A 12,036-nucleotide genomic window follows, 5' to 3' on the forward strand; every position below is an offset into this window, starting at 1 on the left:
CGTGCGGGCGGGGGTTTCGGGCGGTGGCTAGGGCAGGAGCCCGGCGCGCTCGCACGCGGCCCGGTACCGGGGCGTGCAGATCTTGCCGAGCGGGTAGAGGCGGTCGCGCAGGACGGTGTCCTTGACGTTGTCCCTGGTGAGCGCGACCGGCGTGATGAGGGTGGCGGGGATGCCCCTCGTGGTCGCGCTGTCGACGGTGCGCTGGGCCGGGACCGGCCGGCCGCGGCCGAGGGCGACGGCCATCTCGGCGGCGGCGGTGGCCTCCGGCTCGTACGGCTTGAACACGCTCATGTACTGGGTGCCCGCCAGCACCCGCTGGACGCCGGCGAGTTCGGAGTCCTGGCCGGTGACCGGCGGCAGCGGGTCGAAGCCACCGCCGCGCAGGGCGGTGATGGCGCCGCCCGCGAGGCCGTCGTTGGCGGCGTACACGCCGATGATGGCGTCCTTGCCGAGGCTGGAGATGGCGCCGTTCATGTCGTCGTGGGCCTTGTCGGGCAGCCAGCGGTCCACGTCGTAGGACCGGCCGATGCGCACCTTGCCCTTGAGGACCGACAGCGCGCCGCGCTTGAACTCGGCGGCGTTGGGGTCGGCCTCCCAGCCGTTGAGCATGACGATCTGGCCGGTTCCGGCCTTCTTCCCGAGGGCCTTCAGCAGCCCCCGGCCCTGGACCCGGCCGACCTGCTCGTTGTCGAAGGAGGTGTACGCCGACACCGGGCCCAGGGCGAGGCGGTCGTAGGCGACGACCGGGATGCCCGCCTCGTCGGCCTTGCGGACCGAGCTCGCGATGGACTCGGAGTCCACCGCGTCCACCACGATCACGTCGACCCTTTTGGTGATCATGGTGTCGACCTGCTGCTGCTGGACGGACGGGTCGGACTCGGCGTTGTTGTACAGGACCTCGCACTCGGCGCACAGCTGGTGGATCTTTTTTCTGATCAGGGGCCGGTCGAAGTTCTCGTAGCGCGCGGTCTCGTTCTCCGGCAGCAGCAGGGCGATGGTGAGGGGCCCGGTCTTCTTCGGGTGGTGCGGGCGCGGGCGCGCTTCCTTGGCGACGCCGCAGGCGGTGAGGACGAGGGCCAGGGAAACGGCTGCCGTGGCCATGACGACGCGGCGGGGGTTCGCGTTCATGCGGGATGACCTCCCTGGGCCGCTTCGTCGCGGCCGAGTGCCCGGAAGTCAACTCGCCCGCATGTATGACGTCAAGAAGTTAATCCGCAACGAGATGGCAACGATGTCATACGTCCGGTGCGCCCGCCCCGGCCGGATTCGGCCAGGGCGTCGGGCCGAAGGCTCAGGCCAGGGCCGGGGCGCCCGCCGCCAGGGTCCCGTCGAGCAGCGCCGCGTCGCCCATCTCGCTGAGGACGAGCGCGAGCGCGCCCAGCACCTCGGCCCGCGCGCCGAGTGCGCCGGGCACCACCGCGAGCTGGCGGGCGGCGCTGGGCACGGCGTACCGGGCGACGGAGTCGCGGATGGGGCCCAGCACCAGCTCCCCGGCCTCGGCCAGGTGACCGCCGAGGATCACCCGGCTGGGGTTGAGCAGGTTGCACAGGCTGGCCACCCCGCTGCCGATGTGCCGGCCCACGTCGGCGATGACCCGGCGGCAGCCGGGGTCGCCGTCGCGCGCGTGGCGGACCATGCCCTCGACGGTGAGGCCGGCGCCGTGGCTGGGGTGCAGCAGCGGCAGCACGTACCGGGCGGCGGCGAAGGTCTCCAGGCAGCCGCGGTTGCCGCACCGGCACACCGGGCCCGACTCGTCCAGCGTGATGTGCCCGATCTCGCCCGCCGTGCCGCCCGGGCCCCGGTAGATCTGCCCGTTGATGACGAGCCCGGCGCCCACGCCGTCGGCGACCTTGATGTACGCCAGGTCCTGCACGCCGCGCCCGGCGCCCCACACCAGCTCGCCGAGCGCGCCGAGGTTGGCGTCGTTGTCCAGGTGGACGGGCACGCCGAGGCGGGCGGCGAGGTCGTCGCGCGGGTTGGTGCCCGCCCAGCCCGGCAGGATGGCGGTCGAGCCGAGCGCGCCGGACGCCACGTCGATCGGGGCGGGCACGCCGAGGCCGACGCCGATGACCTTCGAGCGGTCCACGCCGGCCGCCTCGATGAGGCGGCCCACCATGGCCTCGGCGCGGTCCAGGCCCTGGGCGGCCGAGGCGTCGACGTCCAGCGGCTCGGTCTCCTCGGCGAGGATCTGGTGGGCGAGGTTGCCCAGGGCCACGCGCAGGTGCTTGTGCCCGAAGTCGACGCCCGCCACGATGCCCGCGCCGCCGCTGAGCGCGACGCTGCGGGCCCGGCGCCCGCCCGCCGAGGTGGGCGTGACCTCGACGGTCCCGCCGTCCTTCAGCTCGCGGACGATGTTGGAGACGGTGGCGGCGGACAGGCCGGTGGCGCGGGCGATCTCCGCCTGGGTGAGCGAGCCGGCCATCCGTACCGCGCGCACGACCCGTTCGAGGTTCGCCCGGTGCAGCGACGACTGCGACCCCGGAGTCTCCACACCCATCCACTACCGCCTTCGCCCGTGGCCCGACCCCCGCCGCGCCGAGGCCGGGCCCGCGGTCTTCGGGCCCGGCTGCCTCCAACATGTGAAGTCCAAGCTGATCGGCCCGGCCGATCCCCCGTCAAGGCCCGGAGTGCCAGATCACAGCGCGGGAAAGCTCACACGGCGGCGGGTCGGACTACTTTACGGCGCCCGCGGTCAGGCCCGCCTGCACCTGCCGCTGGAAGACGAGGTAGACGAGGAGGACGGGCAGCATGGCGATGGTCATGCCGGCCATCAGCGCGCCCCAGTCGCTCTTGTAGCCCTGGTTGAGGGCGATCTCCGCCAGCCCCTGGGTGAGGACGTACTTGTCCTCCTTCTGGTTGAGGACCATCGGCAGCAGGTACTGGTTCCACTGCCCGAGGAAGTTGAAGATCCCGATGCTGATCAGGCCGGGCCGGGCCATGGGCAGCATCACCTGGAAGAAGGTCCGGGTGTGGGAGGCGCCGTCGATCATCGCGGCCTCGGCCACGGTGGTGGGCAGGGTGCGGAAGAAGGCGGTCATGAAGAAGACCGTGAACGGCAGCGAATAGGCGATGTAGACCAGGATCAGCCCGTGGTAGGTGGCCAGCAGGTTCTCGCCGGGGAAGTTCCGCAGGACGAAGAACAGCGGGATGACGAGCATGAAGACCGGGAAGGCCATACCGCCGACGAACAGGTAGTAGATCAGCCGGTTGCCCGGGAAGGTGTAGCGGGCCAGGACGTATCCGGCCATGGAGCCCAGCACCATGGTGCCGGTCACCGAGCCGCCGACCACGATGAGCGTGTTCAGGAAGTAGTCGCCGAATTTCGCCTCCCGCCAGGCGTTCCCCCAGTTCTCGAAGTGGAGTTCCCCCGGCAGCGACCAGGGGTGGCTCAGAATGTCGCCGCTGGTCTTGAACGAGCTGCCCAGCACCCACAGCAGCGGGAAGCCGACCATGAGCGCCCAGACCAGCAGGATGCCGTGCGAGAAGACGTTCAGCACGCCGCCCTCGCCCGCCCGGCCGGCCCGCCCGCCGGTGCGCTCCGGCCCGCCGGGGGCGGCCTCCCGCCGCGGCGCCGCGTCGATCTCCGTCGTCATCCGTGCGTCCCCCTTCCAGTCTTTCCCACGACTTTTCCGCCTTTTCGGTGGTGTTCAGTACTCGATGCGCTCGCGGCGCGCGAAGCGCATCGTGAGCACGGCGAAGAGCAGCGTGACGACGAGCATGGCGATGCCCATGGCCGAGGCGTAGCCGTACCTGCTCTCCGAGAAGGCGGTCTGGTAGAGGCGCAGCGGCACGACGTCGGTCGCCCCGTTCGGCCCGCCCATGTTGACCGACATGATCTGCACGAAGACGAAGCCGTCCATCGCGATGATTCCCATGTACACCCAGCCGGTCTGCACGGTGTCCCACAGCAGCGGGAGGGTGACGCGGAAGAAGGTGGGGAACCGGCCGGCGCCGTCCAGCAGCGCCGCCTCGTAGATCTCCCTGGGGATGTTGGCCATGGCCGCGGAGAACAGCACCACGTAGAAGCCGACGTTCGCCCAGACCATCACCGCCATGATGCAGGCGAGCGCGAGCCCCTTGTCGCCGAGCCAGGAGCTCTGCCAGGAGTCCAGGCCGACCGCGCCGAGCAGCGCGTTGAGCATGCCGTCGTGCGGGTCCGGGTTGTAGACGTTGAACCAGATGACGGCGATGATGGTGATCGAGATGACCTGGGGGAAGAAGAAGACGAACTTGTAGACGGCACTGCCGCGCACCCCGGCGACGACGGCGCCCTTCCGCGAGCGGCCGCCGACGTTGAGCATGAACGCGAAGAACAGGCCGAGCGCCAGGGTGATCAGCGGCACGATCGCCAGCATGATCGCATTGTGCTTGAGCGCGTTCCAGAACTCGTCGCTGTGCAGCAGCGTGTCGTAGTTGTCAAGACCGATATACCGGGCGGTGCCCCGTACGCCCTTCCACTCGGTCAGGGAGATCTGGAACGCCTGTACGAACGGCGAGACCACGAAGATTCCGTAGATCGCCACGGGCAGGGCGAGGAACCCCGCGATGAACCGGTGTTTGCCGTGATGCATGGCCGCTGACCAACCCTCCTCGTGCGCCGCGCCGCCGGGCTCAGGCGGACCGGGTGAACTTCGTGACGGACCGGTCGGCGGCGACCTCGTCCGCGTACTTCTGGGCCTTGCGGATCCAGTCCCGGGCCCTGATGTCGCCGGTGAGCAGGTCGCTGGTCAGGCCGCCGATCCGCTCGTCGGTCAGCTTGGGGTACCAGTCGCGCAACTGGGCCATGATCAGGTTGTCGCCGCCCTCGGCGACCGCCCTGCTGGCCGAGGCCAGTCCCGGCGACAGGGCCAGACCCGCGGTGGAGTCCTTGACGGAGGTCAGCGACTTGACCTTGCGGGCGAAATTCTGCGCGTGCTTCCTCGACAGCATGATGCGCAGCAGTTCCATGCCGCCGGTCGGGTTCCTCCCGTCGGCGGCGACGACGTACGGCTCGCTGGGTTCGGCGTACACCGTGCCGCGCGGCATCGCGTCGTGCGCCCCGCCGTCCAGCAGCACGCCGACGGCCATGCGGAAGTCCTTCGGCGTGGTCGGCTCCGCCTCGTTCTCCACCCAGGAGCCGTTGGGGATGAAGACCGCCTCGTACTGGTTCCACTTGGTCTGCGTCTGGGTGTGCGTGCGGCCCTCGCTGCCGGCCAGGAAATAGCGTTTGGCGGCCATCTCCTCGTAGAACTCGATCACCCGGCGCGCCGCGTCGTTCGACGTCCAGGCGTTCGGCTCCAGATTGTCGATCGCCAGCCACTTCTCCAGGCCGCCGATCTTGGCGATCTGCCCGAAGATGTTCCAGTGGGTGTAGTACGGGTATTTGCCGGGGTACGCCCAGGGCGCGATGCCGTCCTTCTTGATCTCGCGGCACAGCTCCAGCATGCCGTCCAGGGACGTGGGGTATTCCCAGCCGCGGTCGTCCAGCAGCTTCTGCGAATACCACGTCCCGTAGACGGTGAAGGCGTAGTAGAGCACGTCGAAGGTGTCGCCGTGCCGCCCCTTGGCCAGGGTGCTGGGGAAGAGCGTGTCGCGGACCTTCTTCGCCGGGTCGTCGAAGGTGGGCGCGTCCAGCAGCGGGCCGAGGTCCACCAGCCGGCCCTGCTGGGACAGGTTGTTCATGTCGAGGTGGTCGGCGCCGGAGTTGTCGATGACGTCCGGGGGGTCGCCGCCGGCGATGCGGGGCTGGAGCTTCGGCCCGATCTGCTGGGTGCCGGTGTGCACCACCCGCGCGCCGTACGTCGCGGTGTAGTCGGCCTCGGCGTCCCGCGCGTAACTGTCGCCGAGGCCGCCCTTGAAGATGAACGCCTCCACCGGCAGTCCCCGCTTGGCGCCCAGCGGGTTGGCGGGGCTGGTCTGGCCCCGGCTCTTGGCGACGTTGTCGCTGACGCTCGCTCCGCCGAACCCGGTGGCGCAGCCGGTCAGCGCGCCCAGGGCCGGGGCGGCGGCGAGGCCGAGCGCGGCGGAGCGCCTGATCAGGTCGCGCCGGGCGATGCCGGCGGCGGGTCTCGTGCTCGTGGGTCTCATGCGCTGGCGTCCTCGCCTTCGTCAGGGCTCGGGGCGGTGGGGTGGTCTCCCCGTACGCGCGCGTGGCCGCGCGGCGCGGGGCCCGGCACCGCGGGTGGTTGACGCTGTCGAGCAGAGTGGTGAGCGGGGGGGTGTGCGCGCGCCGGAGGCGCGGATGTGGTCAGGGAGGCGGTCCGACGCGCGCGGCGTCCTCTCCCTGGGCCGACAGGTATAGTCCACTCAGGCCCGGCGGGCAAGATCGAACGACCATCCGATGGCAGTCTTTCCCGAGTTGATACCTGTGCGGCGTTGATTTCCGTACGGTGCGGTCCGGCGGCTTCCGGCCGTGGATCGTGTCCGTCCCGCGGCGGCACCGGTACCATCCTCCCGCCACGGCCCCCTCGCTCGTGGCCGCGACATGCGGCCCGCCATGATGGACGGGTGATCCTGCGCCCGTTACGCGACACCGACGAGGACGCCGAGGCGGTCCACCGGGTGGCCCGCGCCGCCCTCGGCCCCTGGCGCGCCCTGCCCGGCAGCCCCGAGTTGCCCGGGCCCGGCGATCCGCGCGTCCTGGCCCGCAACCGGCACCTGGCCAGGACCGACCCGGGCGGCTGCTGGCTCGCCGTGGACGACGCGGGCACGCCGGTGGGCACGGCGCTGTCCACCCGGCGGGAGGGCACCTGGGGGCTGGCGCTGTTCGCCGTGCTGCCCCGGGCGCAGGGCCGGGGCCTGGGCCGCGAGCTGCTGGCCGCCGCGCTGGCCTACGGCCGCGGCTGCCTGCGCGGCATCATCTGCGGCTCGCCCGACCCGCGTGCGGCGGCCGCGTACCGGCGCGCCGGCTTCACCCTGCACCCGGCGATGGCGCTGCGCGGCACGGTCGACGCGGCCCTGAAGGAGCGCCTGCCGCCTCCGGACGGGGCCGTGCACGAGGGGGTGGCCCGGCACCAGGACCTGATGGACTCCGTCGACCGGCGCACCCGGGGCGGCGCGCACGGCCCCGACCACGGGCTGCTGCTGGGGCAGCGGCGGCTGTTCGTCGCGGACGACCTGGCGGGCAGCGGGTACGCCTACGTGGGCGACGACGGGCGGGTGGAGCTGCTGGCCGCGACCTCGCGGCGGCTGGCCCGGCGGCTGCTGACGGCGGCGCTGCTGAGCCTGCCGGCGGGCACCCGGGCGTACGTGCCGCACCTGACCGCGGAGCAGGAGTGGGCGGTCGACGTGGGCCTGGAGGCGGGCCTGGAGCTGGTCAACGAGGGGTACGTGTGCCTGCGCGGGATGCGCCCGCCGGCGCCGTACGTCCCCTCGGGCACGTTCCTGTGACGTCTGACTGCGCGCGAGGGGCCGCGCCCGGCGCTTCGGGCGCGGCCCCCGACGGCGGCCTTCTGACGTGCGGACTTACTTGCGGATCAGCGACCGCAGCACGTACTGCATGATGCCGCCGTTGCGGTAGTAGTCCGCCTCGCCCGGCGTGTCGATGCGCACCGTGGCGTCGAACTCCACGCTCTGCTCGTCAGCGGCTCCGCCGCGGGCGGCCTTCACCCTCACCGTGCGCGGGATCTCGCCGTCATTGAGCGCCGTGATCCCGGTGATCTCGAAGGACTCCTCACCCGTCAGGCCCAGCGACAGCGCGGAGGCGCCCTCCGGGAACTGGAGCGGCAGCACGCCCATGCCGATCAGGTTCGAGCGGTGGATGCGCTCGTACGACTCGGCGATGACGGCCTTGACGCCCAGCAGCGCGGTGCCCTTGGCCGCCCAGTCGCGGGAGGAGCCGGAGCCGTACTCCTTGCCCGCGAGGACGACCAGCGGGATGCCCGCCGCCTGGTAGTTCTGCGAGGCGTCGTAGATGAAGGAGACCGGCCCGCCCTCCTGGGTGAAGTCGCGGGTGTAGCCGCCTTCCGTACCGGGCGCGATCTGGTTGCGCAGCCGGATGTTGGCGAAGGTGCCGCGGATCATGACCTCGTGGTTGCCGCGGCGGGAGCCGTAGGAGTTGAAGTCGCGGCGCTCCACGCCGTGCTCGGTGAGGTACTTCCCGGCCGGGGTGTCGGCCTTGATGGCACCGGCCGGGGAGATGTGGTCGGTGGTGACCGAGTCGCCGAGCTTGGCGAGCACGCGCGCGCCGGTGATGTCGGTGACCGGGGAGGTCTCCAGCGTCAGGCCCTCGAAGTACGGGGGCTTGCGCACGTAGGTGGACTCCGGGTCCCACTCGAAGGTGTCGCCGGTCGGGATGGGCAGCGCCTGCCACTGCGCGTCGCCCGCGAAGACGTCGGCGTAGCTGGAGCTGAACATCTCCTGGCCGATGGCGGAGGCGACGACGTCCTCGACCTCCTTCTCGGAGGGCCAGATGTCGCTGAGGTACACCGGGTTGCCGCTGCTGTCGGTGCCGAGCGCGTCCCGGGTGATGTCCACCTTCATGGAGCCCGCGATGGCGTAGGCGACGACCAGCGGCGGGGACGCCAGGTAGTTCATCTTGACGTCCGGGTTGATGCGGCCCTCGAAGTTGCGGTTTCCGGAGAGCACGGACACCACGGCCAGGTCGTGGTCGTTGACCGCCTGGGAGACCTCCTCCGGCAGCGGGCCGGAGTTGCCGATGCAGGTGGTGCAGCCGTAGCCGACGAGGTTGAAGCCCAGCTTGTCCAGGTACGGGGTGAGGCCGGCCCGGTCGTAGTAGTCCGAGACGACCTTGGAGCCCGGGGCCAGGGTGGTCTTGACCCACGGCTTGCGGGTCAGGCCCTTCTCGACGGCCTTCTTGGCCACCAGGGCGGCGGCGACCATCACGTACGGGTTGGAGGTGTTGGTGCAGGAGGTGATGGCGGCCACGGTGACGGCGCCGTGGTCGATCTCGTACACCGTGCCGTCGGGGGCGGTCACCGGGACCGGGTTGGCGGGCACGCCGTTGCTGACCGCCGGGGCGTCGGAGGCCGGGAAGGACTCGACACCGGCCTGGTCCAGGTCGGCGACGCTGACGTAGGCGCGTACGTCCTGGGCGAACTTCTCGGCGGCCTGGGCCAGCACGATGCGGTCCTGCGGGCGCTTGGGGCCGGCGATGGACGGCACGACCGTCGCCAGGTCCAGCTCCAGCTTCTCGGAGAACGCCGGCTCGGCGGCCGGGTCCAGCCACAGGCCCTGCACCTTGGCGTACGCCTCGACCAGGGCGAGCTGCTGGGCGGTGCGGCCGGTGAGCCGCAGGTAGTTGATGGTCTCGCCGTCGACGGGGAAGATCGCGGCGGTCGAGCCGAACTCGGGCGACATGTTGCCGATGGTGGCGCGGTTGGCGAGCGGGATGGCGGAGACGCCCTCGCCGTAGAACTCCACGAACTTGCCGACGACCCCGTGCTGCCGCAGCATCTCGGTGATCGTCAGCACCAGGTCGGTGGCGGTGGTGCCGGTCGGCAGCTCGCCGGTCAGCTTGAAGCCGACCACGCGCGGGATGAGCATCGACACCGGCTGGCCGAGCATCGCGGCCTCGGCCTCGATGCCGCCGACGCCCCAGCCCAGCACGCCCAGGCCGTTGACCATGGTGGTGTGCGAGTCGGTGCCGACCAGGGTGTCGGGGTAGGCCTTGCCGTCGCGGACCATGACGACGCGGGCCAGGTGCTCGATGTTCACCTGGTGGACGATGCCGGTCCCGGGCGGTACGACCTTGAACTCGTCGAAGGCGGTCTGGCCCCAGCGCAGGAACTGGTAGCGCTCCTTGTTGCGCCCGTACTCCAGCTCCACGTTCTGGGCGAAGGAGTCCGGGGTGCCGAAGCGGTCCGCGATGACGGAGTGGTCGATGACCAGCTCGGCGGGCGCCAGCGGGTTGATGCGGGACGGGTCGCCGCCCAGCTCCTTGACCGCCTCCCGCATGGTGGCCAGGTCCACGACGCAGGGCACGCCGGTGAAGTCCTGCATGATGACGCGGGCCGGCGTGAACTGGATCTCCTGGCTGGGCTGGGCCGCGGGGTCCCAGGCGCCGAGCGCTCGGATGTGGTCGGCGGTGATGTTGGCGCCGTCCTCGGTGCGGAGCAGGTTCTCCAGCAGCACCTTCAGGCTGTACGGCAGGCGCTCGGAGCCCGCCACCGTGTCCAGCTTGAAGATCTCGTACGACTCGTCGCCCACCGTCAGGGTGCTGCGGGCGTCGAAGCTGTTCGCCGACACGACAATCTCCTTCATGCGTTCCTGCGCGGGTACGCGCCTACCACCGCGATCCTGCCGCCGCGCACCGGAGCCGATGAGCTAAGGTAGGGCTAACTTAGGCTTGCCTTACCGTCTCACCGCCTTGGCGGCGCGGCGGCGGTACGCCGTCCATACAGATATCTCGATGTCGAGATAACTCTAGTACATCGCCTTCGCACGGTCATGTCCCGCCCGGGCGCGGGCGGCGTGGCGGCCGTCACTCGAACGGGCCGCCCGGCACGCCCGTACGGCGAGCGGAAAAGGCGACGATCTCATATGTGAGATAGCCTCGGATCATGACCGATGACTACCTCGTACGGATCGGCAAGCTCATCCGCGACGCCCGCCAGCACCGGGGCTGGACGCAGACGCAGCTCGCAGAGGCCCTGGGCACCAGCCAGAGCGCGGTCAACCGCATCGAGCGAGGCAATCAGAACATCAGCCTTGAGATGATCGCCCGAATCGGTGAAGCCCTGGACAGTGAGATCGTCTCGCTGGGCTACGCCGGACCGATGCACCTGCGGGTGGTCGGCGGACGCCGGCTGTCCGGCGCCATCGACGTCAAGACCAGCAAGAACGCGTGCGTGGCGCTGCTGTGCGCCGCGCTGCTCAACGCGGGCCGCACCACCCTGCGCCGGGTCGCCCGGATCGAGGAGGTGTATCGCATCCTGGAAGTCCTGGGCAGCGTCGGGGTGCGCACCCGCTGGATCAACGACGGCGCGGACCTGGAGATCGTGCCGCCCGCCGAGCTGGACCTGGACGCCATGGACACCGAGGCGGCCCGCCGGACCCGCAGCGTGATCATGTTCCTCGGCCCGCTGCTGCACCGGGAGGACCGGTTCCGCATCCCGTACGCGGGCGGCTGCGACCTCGGCACCCGGACGGTGCAGCCGCACCTGACCGCGCTGCGCCACTTCGGCCTGGAGATCACCGCCACCGACGGCATGTACCACGCGGTGGTCGACCGGTCGGTGCGGCCCACGCGCGCGATCGTGCTGACCGAGCGCGGGGACACCGTCACCGAGAACGCGCTGCTGGCCGCGGCCCGGCACGACGGCGTCACGGTGATCCGCAACGCCTCCTCCAACTACATGGTCCAGGACCTGTGCTTCTTCCTGGAGCAGCTGGGCGTCCGGGTCGAGGGCGTGGGCACCACCACGCTCACCGTCCACGGCGTCGCCGGCATCGACCGGGACGTGGACTACGCGCCCTCGGAGGACCCCGTCGAGGCCATGAGCCTGCTCGCCGCGGCCCTGGTCACCGAGTCGGAGCTGACGATCCGCCGGGTGCCGGTGGAGTTCCTGGAGATCGAGCTGGCCGTGCTGGAGGAGATGGGCCTGGACCACGAGCGCGGCGCGGAGTACGCGGCGGACAACGGCCGCACCCGGCTGCTGGACCTGACCGTGCGGCCCTCGAAGCTCCAGGCGCCGATCGACAAGATCCACCCCATGCCCTTCCCCGGCCTCAACATCGACAACGTACCCTTCTTCGCGGCCATCGCCGCCGCCGCCCAGGGCTCCACGCTGATCCACGACTGGGTCTACGACAACCGGGCGATCTACCTCACCGAGCTGAACCGGCTCGGCGCGCACGTCAAGCTGCTCGACCCGCACCGGCTGCTGGTCGAGGGCCCGACCCGCTGGCGCGCCGCCGAGATGATGTGCCCGCCGGCGCTGCGGCCGGCCGTGGTGGTGCTGCTGGCGATGATGGCGGCGCCGGGCACCTCGGTGCTGCGCAACGTGTACGTCATCAACCGGGGGTACGAGGACCTGGCCGAGCGGCTGAACTCCATCGGCGCCCAGATCGAGACGTTCCGCGACATCTGACCGCCGT

Annotated in this window: 8 protein-coding genes; 2 read left to right on the forward strand and 6 right to left on the reverse strand. The window is 71.0% G+C overall.

Annotated features, from left to right (window positions below):
• Positions 1-27: 27 nt before the first annotated feature.
• The 5 genes from RKE29_RS02470 to ngcE all read right to left on the reverse strand — a co-directional run bounded on the left by RKE29_RS02470 (position 28) and on the right by ngcE (position 6,066).
• A complete protein-coding gene (locus tag RKE29_RS02470; RefSeq protein WP_312003318.1) occupies positions 28-1,128 on the reverse strand; it encodes a substrate-binding domain-containing protein in 1,101 nt (366 codons plus the stop codon).
• Between the two features lie 163 nt (positions 1,129-1,291).
• Positions 1,292-2,491 carry an ROK family transcriptional regulator gene (locus RKE29_RS02475; protein WP_312003345.1) on the reverse strand — a complete coding sequence of 400 codons (1,200 nt, stop codon included), beginning with the start codon at positions 2,489-2,491 and terminating at the stop codon, positions 1,292-1,294.
• A 181-nt stretch (positions 2,492-2,672) separates the two neighbouring features.
• The gene (locus tag RKE29_RS02480; protein ID WP_312003320.1) at positions 2,673-3,593 is read right to left on the reverse strand and encodes a carbohydrate ABC transporter permease; all 921 of its coding nucleotides are present in this window, start codon (positions 3,591-3,593) and stop codon (positions 2,673-2,675) included.
• A 54-nt stretch (positions 3,594-3,647) separates the two neighbouring features.
• The gene (locus RKE29_RS02485) at positions 3,648-4,571 is read right to left on the reverse strand and encodes a sugar ABC transporter permease (RefSeq protein WP_312003321.1); all 924 of its coding nucleotides are present in this window, start codon (positions 4,569-4,571) and stop codon (positions 3,648-3,650) included.
• A 40-nt stretch (positions 4,572-4,611) separates the two neighbouring features.
• Positions 4,612-6,066, reverse strand: coding sequence for an N-acetylglucosamine/diacetylchitobiose ABC transporter substrate-binding protein (gene ngcE / locus RKE29_RS02490; RefSeq protein ID WP_312003322.1), 1,455 nt, complete (start codon positions 6,064-6,066; stop codon positions 4,612-4,614).
• Between the two features lie 420 nt (positions 6,067-6,486).
• On the opposite strand from ngcE, the gene RKE29_RS02495 reads away from it, so the two are divergent.
• Positions 6,487-7,368 carry a GNAT family N-acetyltransferase gene (locus tag RKE29_RS02495; RefSeq protein ID WP_312003323.1) on the forward strand — a complete coding sequence of 294 codons (882 nt, stop codon included), beginning with the start codon at positions 6,487-6,489 and terminating at the stop codon, positions 7,366-7,368.
• A gap of 75 nt (positions 7,369-7,443) precedes the next feature.
• Here RKE29_RS02495 and acnA read toward each other — a convergent pair whose 3' ends face one another.
• Complete coding sequence (gene acnA, locus RKE29_RS02500; protein WP_312003324.1) at positions 7,444-10,185, reverse strand: aconitate hydratase AcnA; 2,742 nt, start codon at positions 10,183-10,185, stop codon at positions 7,444-7,446.
• Positions 10,186-10,499: 314 nt separating this feature from the next.
• Between acnA and RKE29_RS02505 the strand changes: the two genes are divergently transcribed.
• Positions 10,500-12,029 (forward strand): UDP-N-acetylglucosamine 1-carboxyvinyltransferase, encoded by a 1,530-nt coding sequence (locus RKE29_RS02505; protein WP_312003325.1) that lies wholly within the window; start codon positions 10,500-10,502, stop codon positions 12,027-12,029.
• The last annotated feature ends 7 nt before the right edge of the window (positions 12,030-12,036 follow it).

Source organism: Streptomyces sp. B1866, assembly GCF_031932565.1.
Taxonomy (GTDB): domain Bacteria; phylum Actinomycetota; class Actinomycetes; order Streptomycetales; family Streptomycetaceae; genus Streptomyces.